Genomic DNA, 21,958 nt, shown 5'->3' with positions numbered 1-21,958 from the left:
GATATAATGGCTGACTTATCAACCTTAGCACGACCCTACGCTAGAGCCGCGTTTGACTATGCCAATGAAAACGGGGCCGTAGACGAGTGGGAAAATTTCTTGTTTATCGCTGGTGCAATTGTCAATGACAAAGCGTTCCGTACTTGGCTAGAAAATCCAGCCGTTACGGCTGAGCATAAGTCAGCTGCTTTGGTTGATCTTTATGACTCACAAGTGGCTGGTGATAACGACTCTGCTTTTAAACAGCTATTAGGTGAGAACAAAGGTTCTCGCTACGGTAATAGTATTAGCTATCCTAAAGTATCACCAGCGCTCAATAATTTTATTAAGCAGCTGGCAGAACAAGAGCGTCTGGCGCTGCTTCCTGAAGTTTATGAGCATTATCGTCATCACAAGGCAGTAAGCTTAAAGCAGCTTGACGCATATGTGACTTCTGCTTATCCATTAACGGATGACCAACGTCAAATGATTCAAACACGTCTCGCTGCCTCGCTAAACGCTAGTGTGGTGATTCACGAATCAGTTGATCCAAGTCTATTGGCAGGTGCTACGATCAAAGTCGGTGACAAAATCATTGATGATTCGATGCGCGGCAAGTTACAACAGTTAAAAACACAGCTAACTGCCTAATGCCATTCATCAACGCAGTCATTTAATATCTGCGTGATAGTAAGAGCATTTAAGTCAGTGGGCGGGTTATCATAAATTAAAGGAAACAAGGCAATGCAACAATTGAATCCAGCGGAAATCAGTAACCTGATTAAGCAGCGTATTCAAGACCTTGATGCGGGTGCAACTGCAAAGAATGAAGGCACGATTGTCAAAGTATCTGACGGTATCGTGCAGATTCATGGTCTTGAAGATGCCATGTACGGCGAAATGATTGAGTTTGAAGGTGAAGTCTATGGAATGGCGCTTAACTTAGAGCGTGATTCTGTTGGTGCGGTAGTACTAGGTGACTTCCTAAAGTTACAAGAAGGTCAAAAAGCCTATTGTACTGGTCGCATTCTTGAAGTACCCGTAGGTCCTGAGCTGCTAGGCCGTGTTGTTGATGCTTTGGGTAATCCTATCGATGGCAAAGGTCCTATCGATGCCAAGATGACTGACAAAGTCGAAAAGATCGCCCCAGGCGTTATCGACCGTCAATCAGTAGATCAGCCAGTAATGACTGGTTATAAAGCCGTTGATACTATGATCCCAATTGGTCGTGGTCAGCGTGAGCTTATCATTGGTGACCGTCAGACGGGTAAAACCGCAATGGCTATCGATGCGATTATTGCACAGAAATCATCTGGCATTAAGTGTGTGTACGTAGCTATCGGTCAGAAACGTTCGACCATCGCCAACGTGGTACGTAAGCTTGAGCAAACTGGTGCATTAGAATATACCACGGTTGTGGTTGCATCAGCATCAGAGCCAGCAGCACTACAGTATATCGCACCGTACTCAGGTTGTACGATGGGCGAATATTTCCGTGACCGCGGCGAAGATGCTCTGATTGTCTTTGATGACTTATCAAAGCAAGCTGTTGCTTATCGTCAGATTTCACTATTGCTACGTCGTCCGCCAGGCCGTGAAGCATATCCTGGTGACGTATTCTATTTACACTCACGTTTACTTGAGCGTGCATCACGTGTAAATGCTGCTTATGTAGAAAAGTTCACTAATGGTGAAGTTGTTGGTAAAACAGGTTCTTTAACTGCATTGCCAATCATTGAGACCCAAGCTGGTGACGTTTCTGCATTCGTACCGACTAACGTAATCTCAATTACTGATGGTCAGATCTTCCTAGAGTCTAGTTTATTCGCATCAGGTCTCCGTCCAGCAGTCAACGCTGGTATTTCGGTATCTCGTGTTGGTGGTGCTGCACAGACTAAGATCATCAAAAAGCTATCTGGTGGTATCCGTACCGCACTAGCTCAGTATCGTGAACTGGCCGCATTTGCTCAGTTTGCCTCAGATCTTGATGACGCAACTCGCGAACAGCTTGATCATGGTGAGCGTGTGACTGAACTTATGAAGCAGAAGCAGTATCAGCCAATGTCTATCTCTGAGCAAGCAGCAGTTATTTATGCTTCGAATGAAGGATTTTTATCTGACGTGCCTGTTGAAAAAATTGGTTCTTTCGAAGAAGCTTACTTACGCTATATGCATGATGAGCAGAGTGAATTGATGCGTGAGATTGATGACACTGCGAACTACAACGATGATATCGCAGGTCGTTTAAAGTCAGCTCTAGAGACATTTAAACAAAATCACAGTTATTAATTTAACGGGTTAAGCCGAATTTGGTTATGGCTATCTTTGATAGCTGATAAAGTGGCGCGTTGTCTGATCATATTTTTGCCAAGATAGAGCGCCACTGTTTTAACCATTGACGGTATTAGAACGCGTAATGCACAAGATATAAAATATTACTCTGTCAGATTAATGTTGTATATTAAATGATTGTCGCTTGCGCCAATGCTTTTTAACCCTCTTATATTGGAATCATTATGGCAAGCTTAAAAGAGATACGTGCCAAAGTCACCAGTATTAAAAGCACCCAAAAAATTACTCGCGCAATGCAAATGGTTGCAGCAAGTAAAATGCGCCGTGCACAAGAGCGCATGGAAGTGGGTCGCCCGTATGCTGATAGTATGCGCCGGGTTATCTCACATTTGGTGCACGCTTCATCAGACTACAAACATCCGTATATGGTATCGCGCCCAGTCAATAAGGTTGGCTATATTGTCATTACCTCTGACCGTGGTCTAGCGGGTGGTTTGAACGTCAACCTATTTAAAGCTTTAACTAAAAGTATCCAGCAATACCAAGACCAGTCTGTACAGACTGAGTTTGCAGCTATTGGCGCTAAAGGTGTGAGTTTTTTCAAAAACTTTGGTGGTAAAGTTACCTCGGCCGTGACCGATTATGGTGATAAGCCAACGTTTGAGCAATTGAATGCACCTGTTCAGGCGATGCTTGAGGACTATAGTAACGGTAATTTAGACCGTATCTATGTGGTATATAACCAGTTTATCAATGCCATGACTCAAAAGCCGACAGTCAGTCAGTTAGTACCTCTTCCAGAGGGATCGCTTATTGATGAAGACAGCGGCATGCAGACTGAGCTTAGCTGGGATTATATCTACGAGCCTGACATCAAGACTTTGATTGATGAATTGCTTGGCCGTTATATTGAGTCGATTGTGTATCAAGCGGTAATGGAAAACATTGCCTCTGAGCAGTCGTCACGTATGGTTGCGATGAAAGCGGCTACAGATAATGCTGGTGACCTTATTAACGATTTACAGTTGGTTTATAACAAGCTGCGTCAAGCGGCGATTACTCGAGAAATCTCGGAAATCGTTGGCGGTGCTGCTGCTGTTTCATAATTGACTACACCTATATATAGAAGTTCAAGGAGAACGCAATGAGTAGCGGTCGTATTGTACAGATTATTGGCGCGGTTCTTGACGTTGAGTTCAACCGTAACGAAGTTCCTAAAATTTTTGATGCCTTGCAAGTAGACGGTACCGAAACCACCCTAGAAGTACAGCAACAGCTAGGTGATGGCATCGTACGTACTATCGCAATGGGTTCAACTGAAGGCCTAAAGCGTAACCTACCAGTTACTAACACTGGCGCACCTATTTCTGTACCTGTGGGTATTGGTACACTAGGTCGCATCATGGATGTTCTTGGTCGTCCTATCGATGAAGAAGGTCCTGTTGCTGCTGATGAAAAATGGTCTATCCATCGTGAAGCCCCAAGCTATGCAGAGCAGTCAAACAGCACTGAACTGTTAGAAACAGGCATCAAGGTTATTGATTTACTTTGCCCGTTTGCAAAAGGTGGTAAAGTTGGTCTGTTTGGCGGTGCTGGTGTTGGTAAAACCGTCAACATGATGGAATTGATCAACAACATCGCACTTAAGCACGAAGGCTTGTCAGTATTTGCTGGTGTTGGTGAACGTACTCGTGAAGGTAATGATTTCTATCACGAAATGCAAGAAGCTGGCGTTGTAAACACTGAAGACTTTAGCAAATCTAAAGTAGCAATGGTATATGGCCAGATGAATGAGCCACCGGGTAACCGTTTACGTGTTGCGCTGTCTGGTTTGACCATGGCTGAGTACTTCCGTGATACCAAAGATCCTGCTACTGGCAAAGGTCGTGACGTATTGCTGTTTGTTGATAACATCTACCGCTATACACTAGCTGGTACTGAAGTATCAGCACTACTAGGCCGTATGCCATCAGCAGTTGGTTATCAGCCAACACTAGCTGAAGAGATGGGTATGCTTCAAGAGCGTATCACCTCAACTCAGTCAGGCTCTATTACTTCAGTTCAAGCTGTTTACGTACCTGCGGATGATTTGACCGATCCATCACCTGCTACGACGTTTGCTCACTTGGATGCAACAGTTGTACTAAGCCGTGATATCGCTTCACAAGGTATCTATCCTGCGGTTGATCCATTGGATTCAACGTCACGTCAGCTAGATCCACAAGTGATCGGCGAAGAGCATTACAATGTTGCTCGTGGCGTACAGGAAATCCTACAGCGCTATAAAGAGCTTAAAGATATCATCGCAATTTTGGGTATGGATGAGTTATCAGAAGAAGATAAACTGGTTGTTTATCGCGCTCGTAAGATTCAGCGCTTCTTATCACAGCCATTCCACGTTGCTGAAATCTTTACTGGTGCACCTGGTAAATATGTACCACTACGCGATACCATTGCTAGCTTTAAAGCAATCATCGCTGGTGAATACGATGACTTGCCAGAGCAGGCATTCTATATGGCTGGTGGCATCGATGAAGTTGTTGCCAAAGCAGAAAAAATGAAATCTTCTGCAGCGTAAGTTGCTTAAGCATTGGCTAACGAGTAGATAGGCTATAATACGTTTATCTACTCATCAGTAACGCATCGCAGTTTTTACTGTTTTTTGATCGCGTTTTGATAGTAAGGAGTTAAGTATGGCAACGTTACAATGTCGCGTCGTAAGTGCTCGTGAAGAGTTGTATTCAGGCGAAATTAGCATGTTAATAGCGACGGGTACCGAAGGCGAGATTGGTGTATTGCCAGGTCACACACCGCTTATTACTTTGTTAAAACCGGGTGCGATGCGAGTGCAAACACCAGACGGTGAAGAAGAAGTGATCTATGTATCAGGCGGTGTATTAGAAGTACAGCCGAAGATGGTTACCGTATTGGCTGATACAGCCATGCGTGCACATAACCTTGATGAAAGCAAAATTGTTGAAGCACGTAAAAAGGCTGAGCAAATGCTTGTCAATCAATCGGACACTGTACAGACTAATGCAGCTTTAGCATCATTAGCAGAGTCTGTGGCACAGCTACAGACTATCCGTAAGTACAAAAACCGTGCTTAAAATTTTTGTTTGAAAGGCTAGGCTTTGTTCTTAGTCTTTCAATGATAAAAAAACAGTCCATTATGGGCTGTTTTTTTATGCCTGTTTTTAGAGTGACCATACTAAATATATGTGAATCAAAGAATATTAGACAATTTCTAAAAAGTCACTGGCGACAACAACAATATGTCGCTATATTATATGTCATAGAGAGTAAGTTTTGAGTGAGAGTAAAGCGATTAGAAGTTCCTTGAAAAGCTAATTTGGTTAGTTTACTTACCAATATTTAGACATTCAAAGAGTGATAAAACCAACTTGTCTGCTGTTATTTGCGTAAATCACGTATTTTTTGGACGTAAACTAACGTTTTAATAGGTGTAGTTTATAGGTTTTGTTAACGACTATAAGCTATAGTATAGGAAGCCGTATATTTAATAGTATACTGTGCTACCAAGTTTGTAACAGCTATACGAACATCAATTGTGCCACGTGATGGTGCTATTAATTTACCGCTCTTACTTTTACTACTTTTAAATTAGATGTATTAGAGGATATAACAATGACAACGAATGAAGAAGACAACACCCCCCGAATCTTGATTGTTGAGGATGATGAGCGTCTGGCCATGCTGACCCAAGATTACTTGGTCAAAAACGGTTTAGAAGTAGCGATTGAAACAGATGGTAATCGTGCTATTCGCCGTATCGTCAATGAGCAACCAGATTTGGTTGTACTTGATGTGATGCTTCCTGGTAGCGATGGATTAACGGTTTGTCGTGAAGTTCGCCCGCATTACCAAAATCCTATTTTGATGCTGACGGCTCGTACTGAAGATATGGATCAGGTACTAGGTCTTGAGATGGGCGCCGATGATTATGTCGCAAAACCTGCTCAGCCACGTGTCTTGCTTGCCCGTATTCGTGCATTATTACGCCGTTCAGAAAATGCACCATCAGAAGACGTGCCACAGCGTCTAGAGTTTGGTGAGTTAGTCATCGACAATGGTGGTCGTTCAGTGAATCTAGGCGATGAGCTGGTTGATTTCACCAGTGCTGAATATGACCTTTTATGGTTGCTAGCTTCTAATGCTGGTCGTATTCTATCTCGTGAAGATATTTTTGAGCGTCTACGCGGTATTGAATATGATGGTCAAGATCGTTCAATTGACGTACGTATCTCACGTATTCGTCCAAAGATTGGTGATGATCCAGAAAACCCTAAACGTATTAAAACCGTACGTAGCAAAGGTTATTTATTTGTGAAAGAAGGCAACTAATTTTCGTTCCTTTGAGCAATTACTTATTATTGATAATCGTCATATAAAAAACCAGCAACTATGCTGGTTTTTTTATGGCTAAATTTGAATTTTTGAACTTAATTATAGTGTTATGTGGTTTAATTAAACAATTATTGTAGTGACTGAGACCCTGCACATGATACAAAGTGTGCTAAGTATCAGCTCAACACAAAAAACATAATAGCTAGGATAGTTTTTACTCCATACTGTTTGATATTATTTGTTATACAGCGCTTATGTGCTGCATGATATCAGCAGTTTTTATTCATTAAGTTGGTCACGGCACGTATGTCATTAGTCTCTTCTTTAAAACACAGTATTTTTGTTCGTATCTATGCTGGACTACTCATAGTCTGTTTATGTGTGGCGTTATTTGCCCAGTTATTGATGGATACAATCAATAAAGAGCGTGTACAGTCCTATCGTGAAAATATGGCCAAGGGCGCTTTTCATCTGGTGAGCGAAGGTGTTTCTCATCAGGAGAGTGCGGAGCAGCGTGAGTATTGGCTGTCTGATGCGAGTAGTTTGTTTGGCTCGAAATTCAGTATTGTGCCTATTACTGACGTGGACTTTAATGCCAGTGAATTGCGACGTTTTGAAAATGACAATACAGTCGTACGCTATGTTACTCAGCCTGTGCATGCCGATGTCTATTATCGTTTACCTGACAATAAAAATGTCCTAACGGCTAGGGTTACGCAAGTCACTGAACAGCAAGTGCGTGCAATAGCTGTATTCTTATTAGATGATTTGTCTTATCACGTGACGCTGCCTGATAAACGTGCACGCTTGGCTCAGTTAGAAGAGAAGTTCTCCTTCCCATTGGAATTCAAAGCAGTTAATACGCTGGATTTGGATACCGATCAGATGGGTCGATTGCGCCGTGATGAGGTTGTTATCTCACTGCAGGACACCAATAGCAGTAAAAGTAATTCGGCTATCCAGATAGTAGTGCCTTCTGAAATCAATGATATGGCCATTTTGATTGGGCCAGTACCTTTATTTAACTGGTTTCCCCTCAATTTGATTATAAGTATGATTTTGATCAGCATGTTTTTGATCAGCTTGGGTGTATATGCATTGATTTTCCCGCTTGAACGCAAATTGCAGTTGATTCAGGTCGGTGTCAATGAAGTCAGTAAAGGTAACCTTGAAAGTCAGGTGCAAGTGATTGGGCAAGATGAAATTGCCCGTTTAGCAGCGACCTTTAATGCGATGACTTCACATATCAAACGTTTGATTGAGTCGCAGCGAGAGCTGACGCGAGCAGTGTCACATGAGTTACGTACGCCTGTGGCTCGTATTCGCTTTGCTGTCGATATGCTTGCTGATACTGATGATGAAGACTCACGCTTTATGCAGCGCGACTATATTGATGAAGATATTGAGTCGCTCAATGGTTTGATTGATGAGATTTTGACCTATGCCAAGCTTGAAGAAGGCTCGCCAAAACTAGATTTGGAGCCAGTCAATCTTAGAGAATTGCTTGAGCAGATTGAACGTGAGACCAATGCACTAGGTAAGCCAATCAAGATAGTGACCAAGCTGCCGAATGCTAAAGTAACCGCCATTGCAGACCGACGTTATCTACATCGTGTGATTCAAAACCTTGCAGGCAATGCATTACGCTATGCAGAGACCACGATTGTCATTAGTGCAGGTGTCAAAAAAGGCAATGCGTTTGTGAGTGTTGAAGATGATGGCCATGGTATTCCAGAAGCAGATCGCGAAAAAGTATTTATTCCATTCTCACGCCTAGATGATAGTCGTACGCGTGCATCAGGTGGCTACGGTCTGGGCTTGTCTATTGTATCGCGTATTGCTTTTTGGTTTAATGGTAGTATGAAAGTCGATGAGAGCGAGCCACTTGGTGGTGCCCGATTTGTCATGACATGGCCGATTAAACCACTGACACAAATTCTGGCTGCTGACGAGTTGACGCAAGAGAAAAGTGAACGTGGTTTCGATGACAAGTGATGATAAATAAAGGCAATATATAATGTCATAGCTACTCTTAAAGAGTAGTTGAGACATAAATTAATAGGTTATAAATTACCACCAGTCTAATTATTTTTTAGCTGTAATCATCATCAGTATTGCAGTACCAATAATGGTTTTAAAAGTAGATTTTTTGAAAGTAGAGGAGGGCAAAGGATGCCGTATTTATTTGGTGGTTTGGTGGTTTTAAATGCAATAACGCTAGGATATTATTTATTCTTGCAGCAGCCCTCGACGACTCAAACGTTAAAAGCTGCGCAAGAAAGTATTACTCAGCCATTAGAGTTTACCAATAGCGCCAAGTATATTCCCCCTGTCATCGGAACTAGAGACTAGTTTTTATTCATGCAAAAGCTGCAATGAAGTATTTTCTAGCTCTAGTCACTTTCAGTTTAGTCGTCTTTATTCAATAGATTGTTATCAGAACCTGAACGCTCTTCAGTATCGGCAGCGACAGTCTTATCTCCAGCAACTTTAGAAAGCAAAGGTATACGTACACAAACCTGTAGACCACCTTCAGGATGATTGATAGCTTCTACTGTGCCATGATGCAATCTTGCGATACGGTCTACGATAGCCAAACCTAAACCGCTACCTTGGGTGGTACGTGCGGTCTCTCCCCGTTCAAAAGGTTGCATAATACGCTCTAATTGATCCTCTGCAACGCCGTCACCACAATCCCTTACGCATATCATTAGTTGCTCTTGTGCTTCCTGATTGACAGCACTTTCACTGACCACGTCACTATCTTCATCTTCAATAGTCTCTATAAATGTCGGCATCACAGTCGCCGATAGATAAATAGGTCCTTTACCATAACGCTTCGAATTGTTTACCAGATTTATAATGAGGCGTTTGATAGACATGGGGCGTATAGGAACAACTTTGTGACACTCTGACTGATAAATAAATTCCATCGGTGCAAACTGCACCATGATTTCATTAAAAATGGTATTCAAATTAGTCAGGCTCACTGGCTCATCAGAACCATCTTTCATAAATGAAATAAACTGCTCCAAGATGGCATCCATATCCTCAATATCATAAATCAGTCCTTCTCGAAAGAAGTCGTCTGGTAGCATTTCAGCGGTCAATCGCATACGAGTCAAAGGTGTACGCAGATCATGTGAGATGCCAGCAAGCATAATTGTGCGCTCTTTTTGCGCTTGATTTAACGTCGTAAATAGACGATTGAATGCCATATTGACTTGGCGTATCTCTGTAGGGCCTTTTTGTGTTGGTAAAGTGGTTGCGTGACCAAGGCGAATATAGTTGGTTGCAGCACGCTGTAAATATCGCAATGGGCGGTTTAGTTGTCGTGCCAGTAAGATAATGGTTAGCAGCGACAGAATAGGCAATCCAATGAGGAATAGTACCAACAATCCTGGACTGTACTGTGAATAATAGACCACTGGCTCACGAATCCAAAAACTGTCGTCTCGGCTGTCTTGTACCCAAAGCTGCGGTGTTGGTTTAAATTTAAAATATACTTCAACAGGCCGACCTAACTGTGCACCAATTTCGCGTTGCAACACATCAGTAAAGACACCAACAAACGCCTTATCAGACACTTCTGGAAAGTCATTCGGATTATTCACCACCACCACATGAGAATGCTGATAAATCCATCGGCGTACCTCAGGACGGTCTTTCCAGTCTTGATTGACACTGTTCATCAGCTGTAGCTCGCTCGTTAAATAGCGAGCATGGTTTTTTAGCTCTGGCAAATACAAGCTTCGCCAAAAAAACAAAATCGATAAGCCAACACTGATAAGGACAATAAAGGAGACCATTAAGGTTGTCAGCCAAGTGTTGGAATAGGAGCGTGGTAGCCAACCTTTACGACGTGGTTTTGGGTGTGAGGTGGTCATATGAATCCAACATGTTGAGAGAGGTATTTTATTAAATCGACTATTGAGCCAAACCGTTATTATACTGCTTACAGGATGAACTCTGCTTTTTAGACTCGGTTATTATCAACTAGATGACGGTGTCGAACTTGGTCAGTATATATGGCTTGATACGTATACTGAGCAACTTGTATATTAGGTCGCTAGACATATCATAGAATACAATCAAATCCATATAAATACGCTACATTGTCATCCTCGCTAAGCATACTAATGTATAACTTGCACTCGGTGTCCTTGTCTCGAAATTATTTAAATTCAACTATAGCATAATCAATGAAAGGTACTGACGTCGCTTTGACTTGATAAACCAGCCATATGACTCTCTAAAATGCGTGTGAGAATTGGGATGAGGTGACTTTGTATTTTAGCTATTTCATATGCTGAAGACAGTCAAATTACTGATTGAAAATAAAAGGTTATGAGCAATTATGTTTTACATCGATGTGCATTTAAGCTATTGTTAATAAATAATTAAATAAGCACAGTTTATGTTTTCAATAAATAAAGACTGTGATATAATTATGCCCTTTTTGGTATACCTGCGAAAGAGAGAATTCACATGGTTGTTATTCGTTTAGCACGGGGCGGTGCCAAGAAACGCCCATTTTATCAAGTAGTTGTTGCTGATCAACGCCGCGCGCGTGACGGTCGCTATATTGAAAACATCGGCTTTTTTAACCCACTCGCTAAAGATTCAGAAGAAGCAGTGCGCCTAAACATGGAAGCGTACAATGCGTGGATCGCAAAAGGTGCACAACCTTCAGATCGCGTTGCTTCATTAGCAAAAGCTTACAACAAGTCTGTAGCACAAACTGAAGCAACTGCTTAAGTTTTCGTTACTATTACTGAGATGCTGATAGCAAAATCATGAGCATACCTCAGTAGACTTTAGTAAATATAGCGTAACTGGTCTAACCAGGGTACGCCATTAACTGTTTATTGATTTTGATTGCGTTTATCGCTTTTGATTGAAATGTAATTATAATTTCTGTTTTAATCATTGTTAGGTTAGCCGTTATGTCATCAGTTCCAAACGCTAGTGCCCTTATGAAAATTGGTCAGCTGAAAAAGCCTTATGGTATTAAAGGCTGGCTTTGGGTCTTTAGTGATACAGATGATCGCACGGCAATATTTGACATGCATCCGTGGTGGATGAAAACTGCCACAGGCATGAAACCTTTGACTGTTAAAGCTTGGCGTGAGCAAGGAACAGGAATCGTGGCTCAATTTGAGCAAGTTCCTGATCGTAATGTTGCTGAGACCATGAACGGTGTTACCGTTTGGGTCGAACAAAACGTTTTGCCTGAAACAGCTGAAGACGAATATTATTGGTCGGATTTGGTCAGCTTGCGCGTGATGAACGAGCAAGATGAATATCTAGGCAATATCACTGAAATGTTTGAGACCGGTGCCCATGACATCATGCGTGTAACGGCAAACTCAGACAGTTTGGATAATGAAGAGCGCCTAATTCCATGGCATAAGCAAACTGTAATGAAGGTCAATATGACTGAAAAAACAGTGCTAGTGTCTTGGCCAAGTGATTATTGATAACAGCTTTAACGATATAAGTTTCGGCTTTATTGTTAAGTATCATCGATAATCATACCGATTTATTTAACTATTATTAACCACTACGCCAAGTAGACATCAGATGTATTTTGCCGTTATTAGTATTTTCCCTGAGATGTTTGCCACGATTCGTGATTTTGGTATCACGGGGCGGGCAGTCACTCAGGAGCAAGTGACGATTGAATGCATTAATCCACGTGATTATACCACTGATAACTATCGCCGTATTGATGAACGCCCGTATGGTGGCGGTCCTGGAATGCTGATGATGGCTGAGCCATTGTCAAAAGCTATTGAGGATGCGCGCTTACGAGCCAGTCAACATGGCTGCCGTGTCGATAGTGAGCACTGTCCGGTGATTTATATGTCGCCACAAGGGCAGACGCTCAGTGAGAGTAGTGTGGTCAGTATGACTGATTACGATGGCATGATTTTATTATGCGGTCGTTATGAAGGTATTGATGAGCGCTTACTGTCACAGTATGTCGATATGGAAGTGTCACTAGGTGATTATGTCTTGACTGGTGGTGAGCTACCAGCAATGGTGCTAATGGATAGTGTGATACGTCGTCTGCCTGACATTATGGGCGATGATAAGTCAGCTGAGCAAGACTCCTTCGTTGATGGATTGCTTGATTGTCCACATTATACTAAGCCACATAATTTTGCTGGTATGGCGGTTCCTGAGGTTTTACTGTCAGGTCACCATGCCAATATCGCTAAGTGGCGCTTTAGTCAGCAAGTCAGTCGTACGCAAGCGCGTCGTCCAGACTTGTGGCAAGCGTTCACACCAACGGTAGAGCAAGCAAAGTGGTTGAAAGCATTGGCAAAAGCAGAAAAAAATAAGACTTTATAAGGTTAGGATTGATAAAAAACTGTCTTATAAAGCACGGATTCGATAAACAGTTAAAAAACACAATTTTGAGCAACAATAAAACAGGTCATAGCATAGTGGCCGTTGGTTATAAACCATTTACGTTGTGTCTCACCATAAAGAGACGCGATTAATTATTACAAACAGGTGATATGCGTTAAGCCTCTATTATCTAATGTGAGGAGATAACTCTCATGAGCAACAAGCATCCATTAGTTCAGGTCATCGAAAATGCTCAATTGATTGAGCGCCCAAGCTTCGCACCCGGCGATACCGTTGTGGTTCAAGTAAAAGTACGTGAAGGTGAGCGTGAGCGTTTACAGGCTTTTGAAGGCATTGTAATTGCTAAGCGTAACCGCGGTCTAAACTCAGCGTTTACCGTACGTAAAATCTCAAGCGGTGTTGGTGTTGAGCGTGCATTCCAATTGCATTCACCAATCATTGAAAGCATTGAAGTTAAACGCCGTGGTGCTGTTCGCCGTGCGAAATTGTACTACTTACGTGAGCGTTCTGGTAAATCAGCACGTATCCGCGAAAAACTTGCTCCGCGTGCAGCTGCTCCAAAGAAAGCTGCCGCTAAAGCATAAGTTTAAGCAACTGCTTAAACTTGCTACGGTTGCTGAGCTGCTAATGAAGTGGCAAGGCAACTACGCAAAAGTAGATACAAGCCCTTATTCATAGGTTTATCATATAAATAAGCGGGCCATACCAAAAAAGACAGAACCCCAATCTATGCGAAAGCTAGGTTGGGGTTTTTGTATGTGGGGGTTTAAATGAGAGTTGAGCATGACATGTTTAGTAGGCTCTAACCTTCGTCATCAAAATTATCTATACGACTGCTTTGGTCTTTAGACTTACTGTACTTACGCAGTCTGATATATATCGTCTTTGTGACGACCGCAATAACTTTTTGCTGCTCATCGACTATATCGACTTTATATTCGCGAAAGACCGCATCACCATCTTTCGCCATTTCTTGAATGGTAATAATTTCGGAGCTGGCAATCTTCATGCGTGCGGTAACTTTGCTATAACCCGGCGCGATAAAATCAATATTTGAGCTTTTGTCCCACACAACATAGCTACTACCGAGTTGGTGCATGAGCATAGTCATATAAAATGGATCAACCATAGAATATAAACTGCCCCCAAACTGAGTACCGACGATATTTTTGTTCAAAGCATTGAGTCCCATACTGACGACGCATAGACCTTGATCCAGACTTATATGATCGATTTTGATGCCTGCACCGACATAAGGTGCGTAGGTGTTGATACGCAGCTTAAGTAAATGTGGTGTCAGTAATGGCATGATGCTTTGCTTAGCCCGACGTTTTAAGGTCTCAAAATTGGATGGTAGTAAATGCATGAACTTATCCTGTTATTGCTTCTAAGTTTTTCTATTTATTTTGATATAGCTGATTATCTGAAAGGTATCTGTATTGAGCATAATCATTAGGGGGTATTTATCATAAGTAAAAAACATCAAGACCGCTAGCCTTAAAGCGTAACTGACATAGATTTTCTAGAATTACTTAAAAGTTATATTAAACTATTTATTATACCTATCTTTAATATTTAGTTATGTGATAACAAATGTCTAGATACGGATAATTATCAAGAAAAAGTTCATTTATTCTAATTTAAAGCCTATATTAGGTATGTTTTTTCCTCATGGTTTTCTATTAAGTTAAATTTTGCATTAAATAGAAACTTTAATTTATAGATTATAATAGTGTATTGGCTTTTTGAGTGGTTCTAAGTTCGCATTTCGAGTTCTCATGTCATACAATGGCTTGCAATTTTTAATGGACGCTTTAGTCACATTGAATGTCATTATCAAATTATCAGTTAAATCAAGCCTCAGACGACACAAGGAAATGTGATGAGTAACTCTCAGATCCCTTCTTCAGGGTCTAATCAACAGCCGTCAAACCCATCCGATTACGACACAGAGTTATCAGGTAGCTATGTCGATTTGCACAAACCAAGTTCGAGTTTTGAGAGTCGTGATGATTATCTCAATCATGAATTGCAAATCATGCAGCCCAAACGCTGGCGTCCCAATTTGCCCTTTCGTGATTATCGCTTTGAGTATGAAGATACTATTCCTGCAATGGCAGCGACGATTGGTAAAGTGGTTATGGTGGGTGCGATTGCTGCAACATTTGCAGGTCCACTTGGTTTGGGCGATGCGTTTGTTTTAGAAAACGTTCGTTATGAGCTATTAATCGTTTCATTCTTTATCATCTTATTTTCAGGATTTCTACTCCCGACAGCCAACCTTGCAGGTACTCACGGCCCCCTTATTCCCCTAATTCCTATTGTAGTGGCCGCTGGTGGCCATCCAATGGCATTTGGTCTGCTCATTGGTGCTTTTGGCTTGCTATTGGCAATCAGTAAAGGGGGCAGTCTGCTGGCAAATCTGACTAGTAAAGGTGTGTGCGGTGGCCTGTTGATTTACTTAGGGTTTATCGGTACTACCTCACAGGTCAAAAACCTCTTTGCATGGGCAGAAGGTATCGGCATGTCGCATATTGCCTTCTTCATTATTTTGGCCACTATCCTGCTATATGCATTACTTGAGCATTGGCAAAAACGCTGGCTTGCGGTTCCGCTAAGCTGTGTTTTAGGTGGCGGTCTCGCCTTTGCATTGGGCGCGCCCTTTGAGTTTAAAACAGCACCAGGCTTGCCGAATATGAATCCAATGTATTGGTGGGGTGAAAATACTGGTTGGATGCTAGGATTACCTACGGTTGAAAGCTTTATTGTCGTACTGCCATTTGCTATTTTGGCCGTTGCGATGTGGTCACCAGACTTTTTAGGCCATCAGGTCTTTCAAAAAATCAGCTATCCTAAACGTACTGAAAAGGTACTCATGGATATCGATGACACAATGACCAGCGCTTCGTTTCGTCAGGTAGTAGGCTCTGTATTGGGCGGTGCTAACTTTGCGTCATCGTGGGGCACCTATATTGTGCCAGCAGCGATTGCCAAACGTCCGATTCCTGCCGGTGCCTTATTGACGGCATTGTTTTGTATTATCGCAGGGGTTTGGGGCTATCCAATGGATTTGGCTATTTGGCAGCCAGTGATGTGTGTGGCATTGATCGTTGGGGTGTTTATACCACTGCTTGAAGCTGGTATGGAAATGACTCGCGAAGGAAAAACGACCCAGTCTGCTGCTATCGTGGTATTCGCGTCTGCATTGGTAAATCCTGCATTTGGTTGGTCACTCACGTTGTTGCTCGATAACTTGGGCTTGATTGGTTCTAAAGAACGCAGTGCCAATTTAACTAAAATGAGCCGCTGGATCATACCGGGTATTATGTTTGTTGTATTGACTGGTGTGATGGCTATCGTTGGTATGCTACCAGGCATTCCAGCATTGATGGCAAACTTCCGTCATTGATCGTGTCTTACTCACCTATGAAAAAGTCAGCCCTAGTGCTGGCTTTTTTGTGGCTATTGCTAAGCTAATATTTTCTCTAGTTTGAGTTGTGAGTAAGACGAGAGGCAAGAATTATCATTAGTAGACTAAGTAGGTTTGCAGTAGATTCAGCGAGTTTGACACGACTATTCATATTTTTGAGGATTGGTAGTATAAGTATTCTTGCAAAATGCTAATTATCGCCCCATAACTAGCTATATATCAGTATCTTGAGAGCAGTAAATTCTATGGTTAATGTCTCAGAATCGAGCCCTATCGATGATAAAAAAGCCCGTCTTAAGCATTTAATTCAGCGCCTACCAAATTTACCAGGTGTGTATAAAATGCTGGGAAAAAACGGTGATATCTTATACGTTGGCAAAGCTAAATCACTTAAAAGCCGCGTAAACAGCTACTTTGCAAAGACGATCGATCATCCAAAGACTCGAGCGTTAGTGGCGCGTATCCATGATATCGAAACCATTATCACGCGTAGTGAGACTGAAGCGCTGCTGCTTGAGCAAAACCTGATTAAAGAATACCGTCCACCATATAATGTGCTATTGCGTGATGATAAATCTTACCTCTATGTGTTTATCTCAGCCGACAAGCCTTATCCGAGATTGGCGTACGGTCGCGGTAAAGGCAATCATCAAAAAGGTCGATTCTTTGGACCGTTTCCATCTGCGCATGCGGCAAAAGAGACATTGGTGCTGATGCAAAAAATGTTTCAAATGCGCCAATGTACCAATACTTTCTTCAATCAACGTAAGCGCCCATGTCTTGAATATCAAATCAAACGCTGCCGCGCGCCTTGCGTGGGTCTGGTATCAGCAGAAGAGTATGCCGAGGACGTCAACAATACCATTCGTTTTTTAAAGGGTGATTCTAGCGATATTCATACCACTCTGATTGAAAAAATGGAAGCGTCAGCTGAAGAGTTAGATTTTGAGAAAGCGGTATTTTATCGCGATCAGCTCTCTATGCTGCGCGAAGTGCAGGCCAAGCAAGCTGTCTATACCGTACAAGGTGAGGCCGATGTGATTGCGATTGCCAGTCAGGCAGGCATGACGTGTGTCAACGTACTGACTGTCCGTGGCGGGCGGGTACTGGGTGGTAAGAACTATTTTCCGGATGTCGACAGCAGCGAGTCGCTCGCGGATAATTTATCTGCTTTTATTACCTCTTTCTATTTTCAGGTGACAGATGATCTGCCTGCAGAAATTATGCTAACTCATGAGCTACCTGATCAGCTGGCAGTGAGTGAGGCATTGGCGACGCATTTTGGTAGCAAAGTCGTTATCAAAACCAATGTACGTGAACATCGTGCAGAGTGGTTAGATTTGGCAAAACTGAACACCAATAACGCGCTAAAAACCAAGCTGGGCGATTATTTAGAATTGCATGCACGCTTTGGTGCATTGAAAGATGTATTGGCGGATGTCACCGATCGAACCATTGATCGGGTTGAGTGTTTTGATATCTCACATACGATGGGTGAAGCGACTATTGGTAGTTGTGTGGTATTTGACCAAGGCGGCTCGCGTCGCCGTGATTATCGTCAATATGCTATCCATGACATCGTAGGTGGTGATGATTATGCAGCGATGAAACAAGTACTGACAAGGCGTTATAAAAAGCAGCCGTTGCCAGATCTATTGCTTATTGATGGTGGTAAAGGTCAACTTGGTATTGCCAAAGAAGTATTAACTGAGTTGGGTATTCTGGGTGACACTTTGCTCATTAGTGTGGCAAAAGGGGAAGGGCGCAAGGCCGGGCTTGAAGTATTGCACTTTATCGATCATGAGCCACTTGACCTACCAATGGATAGCAAAGCGCTGCATTTATTGATGCATATTCGTGATGAGGCGCATCGTTTTGCGATTACTGCTCACCGTAAAAAGCGTGATAAGCGCCGTTCATCCTCAGTATTAGAAGTCATACCCGGACTGGGTGAAAAGCGTCGTCGTGACCTGCTCAATCACTTTGGCGGTATGCAGCAATTACTTGGTGCGTCTCAGCAAGAGCTGTCAGGGGTGCAAGGTATTGGACCAGTACTAGCAAAAACCGTCTATAAAGTGTTGCATGAGTAGCTGGACATATTAAAAAAACGACAACAGAACCAAATCTGTTGTCGTTTTAACGTTAGTAATATTTAGCAGGTTAAAACCTCTAATCTCTAAAAATCAAAACTTAGCTGCTGGTTTGGATAGCTACGGCAGTGTTCGCAAACGCGCTCCCAACGATTAAATCGATAGCGTAAATACCAACGAACATGCACAGCTTTAGGATAACCGCATTGAATAGCCATTAGTGACCTCCACAATTATGATTAGGAATTCATAACCATGGAGACTAGACGTAGACACTTATTAGCATTTACTATAAAATATATGAACCGTCCAAGGTAAATAAAATTTATTAGTATGCTAACAAGGGAGCCTAGCTCCACAGTTGTCGTATCTAAAAGTTTTTTAAGCTCAGCAATTAATTTTGCTGGGCTTTTTTAATTTTGCATATTTGGTTTCTCCTTAGTAATAGTTTATAAATGATAAATGCCACATTAAATGGCATTAGCCTTGTTTACTTTTATAAGTCACAAATTTAAAATCCAACGCGCTTTTCTCATCGTGCATCTGCTCAGACTCTTCTGCTACTTCAAATTCACTTGGCAATTCAGGATAAAAGGCATCACCATCGGTAATTTCGGTGTCTACATGGGTCAGTTCAATACGGTCGGTATACATCAGGGCATCGCTAAAGACGCGCTCGCCGCCAATCACCCAAATGGTATCAAGGTGCGCGCCATGCGCCAGACTGGCTGCTTGTGTCAAAGCATCGTCTAGGTTGTGTACTACGTAAGCATTGTCTTTTCCAACGAGGCCTTTTTGCTCAGCGTAATCCAATTGGCTGCTGATAATGAAGCTAACACGTTTTGGCAAAGGCTTGCTGCCCATTGATTCAAACGTCTTACGACCCATAATGACGATACCTTGTATACCGCCATCCGTTTGTTTGGTCGTCATCTTTTTGAAGTGCTGCAAGTCTGCTGAGATATGCCACGGCAGCTCATTATCCTTACCGATACAACGGTTGCTACTGATAGCAGCGATTTGGGCAACTTCGGTATGGGCATAACTCATAATCTATCCTTTTTATTATCTTTTACAATTTTAAGCTTATTTAAATCAGTCAATCAGACCAATGCTATACCGCAACTTTCGCTTTGATAGCAGGATGCGACTCATAACCTTCAACGCTAATGTCTTCGTAATTGAAGGAAAAAATATTATTAACATCAGGGTTAAGCATCAACGTTGGCAGTGTATGTAGCGAACGCGTCAACTGTAATTCAACTTGTTCACGGTGGTTTTGATAGATATGGCAATCACCACCTGTCCAGATGAATTCGCCCACTTCTAGACCACAAATTTGCGCGACCATATGGGTAAGCAGGGCATAGCTGGCAATATTAAATGGCACACCTAGAAATTTTACAACCCCTAATTTATGCACAAGTCGTTTTATTTTCTAATGTAGAGCGCTATATTCTGACTGTGCATTTTTAATTCTGCACACTACGAACTATGTAATCAGTCAGTTATCTCTAGCAGCAATACCAACATTATCTGATTTACTGAATGCATGTCTTGATAAGAGGTATTATATCTTATCAAGACATATAAAACACTTAGCCCAATACTAAAACTCACCCTAAAGCTCGATCAACCAACGCATCGGTAAGCTGAACTTGCGTCTCTTGAGACTGCTTTAAACTTAATTTTAGCTGATCACAAATAACCATTAGCTCGTCGATTTTAGCAACGATGCGCAGCTGTTCTGCAAGAGGTGGTGTTGGCAATAAGATTGAACGACTTTTTGTGACTGAAATATTATCCTGACCAGCTGTTCCTATTAGCGCAATCTTATCAAGAAACATACCTGAAACTAAGTAGGTATAGATAAATTTATTTAGATCTGAAATGAATGGTCTAAACATCACAATCGCCTGATTGCAGTTCCATTGTGGATAGGTATCGGGAATGATAGCTATCTTTCCAAGAGGTGGACCCACGATATTCATTATCACATCTCCTGGGCAAAGCTGAGAGCGCTTCAAACTTGAAGAGTGATAACCTTCCTCAATAAATTGTGGTTGGTATTCAAAATCTATTTTTTGGTTTCTTATATTATAAACCTTCAAGTATGGAATACCTGTTTCATCTATAAATGAACTCTTAGGTGGCGTTGATCCAGAAGTTATACCATCGCATATATCATCTAATCGACACCATTCCCACCCTAATGGTAAATCAAATAATTTTTCTTCATTTTCAATAGGTGGTAATGCTTTACGTGGCTTAATTTTCTTATCTTCAATCAGTCGCTCTTTTTCTTCCGCAATCTTTTCTAACAATACCGAAGCAGGTTCATCTTCTGGATTTTGTGGAACTAACTTACCCATTACTGCTAATTGCAACACAGTTTGCTTTAAGGCTTCGATGCTTTGCTCAGTGGTAAATAGACTATCGAAATGCTCAGAAATTCTCGCCCAGTTTTGTGCCAGCTCATCAGCGTCCGCACTATCTGTCAATGTGGCTAATAATACTTCTACAAGCGTCGCATGAGCGTCGATACTGGATTCGGTTTGCTGCTCTAGCTGATCACATAGCATCATCAGCTCATCGACTTTGGCGACTACGCGTTTTTGCTCTGCAAGCGGAGGTATAGGTATTTCGAAGAGCTCTAAAACTTTTTTACTTAATCCTTCAATAGCCATTCCAACCTGTCTTTCCCAAACAATCTTCTGAAGTAAAGGTGAACGTATGCATAAATATATAAATGGCGTGATATTGGGGTCAATCAGTCTAATAATCGTAACATGCTGACTAACATTCGCTTCTGGGTAAGTATTAGGAAAGATAATAGTTCTTCCAAGAGACGCTCCAGTTATATTGAGAAGTATGTCACCAGGATAAACAATTGTATTGTTCATACGTTGATGTGTTTCACTACTGATGTACGCTATATCGCTATCATCTAACCCTTCGTTTCTTACATTCTGGGAGCGTAAGAAAGGAATTCCTTCAGAAACATAAGCATTCCTTCCGCCTCTTGGAGTGCTACCTGATCCAAGTTTTTCTACTAAATCACCTAAACGGTAAAAGCACCAACCTTGTGGAGATTCGAAGGGTTTTTCATCTTCGGTTAACTCTGGAAGTAATTTTGTCTTTTTGATCTCTCCTTCTTTAATCAAATAGGCTTTTTCATCAGATATTTTTTCTAACAAAACAGATGCAGGCTCATCATTATCATCTTGTGGGACAAGCTTGCCACGTACTGCTAATTCCAAGATCAGCTCACGCAATTTAGTAATACCGTAGAGCTCATACTTTTTGCTGCTACCACGCCCACTGGTAGATTTAGCCAATACAGCGCTGGTCCAGATATCGATATGTTCAGTAATTAGTTGCTCTGGCTTGCTTATGTCTTTACCTATCTCTACTCTCATGA

At 41.9% G+C, this 21,958-nt stretch carries 19 protein-coding genes and 1 pseudogene; 14 read left to right on the top strand and 6 right to left on the bottom strand.

Annotated elements, in window-relative coordinates; translation table 11 throughout:
* Positions 1-6: 6 nt before the first annotated feature.
* The 8 genes from DFP82_RS10175 (at position 7) to DFP82_RS10140 (ending at position 8,991) form a co-directional block, all read left to right on the top strand.
* Positions 7-630: a F0F1 ATP synthase subunit delta gene (locus DFP82_RS10175; protein WP_110923629.1), complete on the top strand. Its 624-nt coding sequence runs from the start codon at positions 7-9 to the stop codon at positions 628-630.
* A gap of 93 nt (positions 631-723) precedes the next feature.
* Positions 724-2,268, top strand: a complete 1,545-nt coding sequence (gene atpA, locus DFP82_RS10170; protein WP_110923628.1) for a F0F1 ATP synthase subunit alpha — start codon at positions 724-726, stop codon at positions 2,266-2,268.
* Positions 2,269-2,495: 227 nt separating this feature from the next.
* Positions 2,496-3,377 (top strand): F0F1 ATP synthase subunit gamma, encoded by an 882-nt coding sequence (gene atpG, locus DFP82_RS10165; protein WP_110923627.1) that lies wholly within the window; start codon positions 2,496-2,498, stop codon positions 3,375-3,377.
* Between the two features lie 38 nt (positions 3,378-3,415).
* A complete protein-coding gene (gene atpD, locus DFP82_RS10160; RefSeq protein WP_110923626.1) occupies positions 3,416-4,849 on the top strand; it encodes a F0F1 ATP synthase subunit beta in 1,434 nt (477 codons plus the stop codon).
* A 115-nt stretch (positions 4,850-4,964) separates the two neighbouring features.
* Positions 4,965-5,381: a F0F1 ATP synthase subunit epsilon gene (locus DFP82_RS10155; protein WP_011514632.1), complete on the top strand. Its 417-nt coding sequence runs from the start codon at positions 4,965-4,967 to the stop codon at positions 5,379-5,381.
* 538 nt (positions 5,382-5,919) lie between these two features.
* On the top strand, positions 5,920-6,636 hold the full coding sequence (locus DFP82_RS10150) for a response regulator (RefSeq protein WP_021812806.1): 717 nt from the start codon (positions 5,920-5,922) through the stop codon (positions 6,634-6,636).
* A gap of 309 nt (positions 6,637-6,945) precedes the next feature.
* The gene (locus DFP82_RS10145) at positions 6,946-8,634 is read left to right on the top strand and encodes an ATP-binding protein (RefSeq protein ID WP_110923625.1); all 1,689 of its coding nucleotides are present in this window, start codon (positions 6,946-6,948) and stop codon (positions 8,632-8,634) included.
* 177 nt (positions 8,635-8,811) lie between these two features.
* A complete protein-coding gene (locus DFP82_RS10140) occupies positions 8,812-8,991 on the top strand; it encodes a hypothetical protein (RefSeq protein WP_110923624.1) in 180 nt (59 codons plus the stop codon).
* A gap of 56 nt (positions 8,992-9,047) precedes the next feature.
* On the opposite strand, the gene DFP82_RS10135 is transcribed toward DFP82_RS10140, so the two are convergent.
* A complete protein-coding gene (locus tag DFP82_RS10135) occupies positions 9,048-10,526 on the bottom strand; it encodes an ATP-binding protein (protein ID WP_110923623.1) in 1,479 nt (492 codons plus the stop codon).
* Between the two features lie 601 nt (positions 10,527-11,127).
* Between DFP82_RS10135 and rpsP the strand changes: the two genes are divergently transcribed.
* The 4 genes from rpsP (at position 11,128) to rplS (ending at position 13,601) form a co-directional block, all read left to right on the top strand.
* A complete protein-coding gene (rpsP, locus tag DFP82_RS10130) occupies positions 11,128-11,397 on the top strand; it encodes a 30S ribosomal protein S16 (RefSeq protein ID WP_110923622.1) in 270 nt (89 codons plus the stop codon).
* A gap of 188 nt (positions 11,398-11,585) precedes the next feature.
* Positions 11,586-12,119, top strand: coding sequence for a ribosome maturation factor RimM (gene rimM, locus DFP82_RS10125; protein ID WP_110923621.1), 534 nt, complete (start codon positions 11,586-11,588; stop codon positions 12,117-12,119).
* 103 nt (positions 12,120-12,222) lie between these two features.
* Positions 12,223-12,996, top strand: a complete 774-nt coding sequence (gene trmD / locus DFP82_RS10120) for a tRNA (guanosine(37)-N1)-methyltransferase TrmD (RefSeq protein WP_110923620.1) — start codon at positions 12,223-12,225, stop codon at positions 12,994-12,996.
* Between the two features lie 212 nt (positions 12,997-13,208).
* The gene (rplS, locus tag DFP82_RS10115; RefSeq protein WP_110923619.1) at positions 13,209-13,601 is read left to right on the top strand and encodes a 50S ribosomal protein L19; all 393 of its coding nucleotides are present in this window, start codon (positions 13,209-13,211) and stop codon (positions 13,599-13,601) included.
* A 218-nt stretch (positions 13,602-13,819) separates the two neighbouring features.
* Here rplS and DFP82_RS10110 read toward each other — a convergent pair whose 3' ends face one another.
* Positions 13,820-14,383 (bottom strand): DUF4442 domain-containing protein, encoded by a 564-nt coding sequence (locus DFP82_RS10110; protein WP_110923618.1) that lies wholly within the window; start codon positions 14,381-14,383, stop codon positions 13,820-13,822.
* A 516-nt stretch (positions 14,384-14,899) separates the two neighbouring features.
* On the opposite strand from DFP82_RS10110, the gene DFP82_RS10105 reads away from it, so the two are divergent.
* Both DFP82_RS10105 and uvrC read left to right on the top strand, forming a co-directional pair.
* Positions 14,900-16,426: a DUF3360 family protein gene (locus DFP82_RS10105; RefSeq protein WP_110923617.1), complete on the top strand. Its 1,527-nt coding sequence runs from the start codon at positions 14,900-14,902 to the stop codon at positions 16,424-16,426.
* 266 nt (positions 16,427-16,692) lie between these two features.
* Complete coding sequence (gene uvrC, locus DFP82_RS10100; protein ID WP_110923616.1) at positions 16,693-18,537, top strand: excinuclease ABC subunit UvrC; 1,845 nt, start codon at positions 16,693-16,695, stop codon at positions 18,535-18,537.
* A gap of 86 nt (positions 18,538-18,623) precedes the next feature.
* Here the strand turns inward: uvrC and DFP82_RS14885 are convergent, their stop codons facing one another.
* The 4 genes and pseudogenes from DFP82_RS14885 to DFP82_RS10085 all read right to left on the bottom strand — a co-directional run bounded on the left by DFP82_RS14885 (position 18,624) and on the right by DFP82_RS10085 (position 21,956).
* A complete protein-coding gene (locus DFP82_RS14885; RefSeq protein WP_265090868.1) occupies positions 18,624-18,755 on the bottom strand; it encodes a hypothetical protein in 132 nt (43 codons plus the stop codon).
* Positions 18,756-19,017: 262 nt separating this feature from the next.
* Entirely contained in the window at positions 19,018-19,587 is a 570-nt protein-coding gene (locus tag DFP82_RS10095) for a dihydrofolate reductase (protein WP_110923615.1), read from the bottom strand.
* A 64-nt stretch (positions 19,588-19,651) separates the two neighbouring features.
* Positions 19,652-19,936, bottom strand: a pseudogene (gene thyA, locus DFP82_RS10090) (thymidylate synthase); the annotation flags it as partial.
* Between the two features lie 217 nt (positions 19,937-20,153).
* The gene (locus DFP82_RS10085) at positions 20,154-21,956 is read right to left on the bottom strand and encodes a restriction endonuclease subunit S (protein ID WP_110923613.1); all 1,803 of its coding nucleotides are present in this window, start codon (positions 21,954-21,956) and stop codon (positions 20,154-20,156) included.
* Between the last annotated feature and the right edge of the window lie 2 nt (positions 21,957-21,958).

The sequence above is a fragment of the Psychrobacter fozii genome (genome assembly GCF_003217155.1).
Lineage (GTDB): Bacteria > Pseudomonadota > Gammaproteobacteria > Pseudomonadales > Moraxellaceae > Psychrobacter > Psychrobacter fozii.
This window is presented reverse-complemented; position numbering and strand designations above follow the sequence as displayed.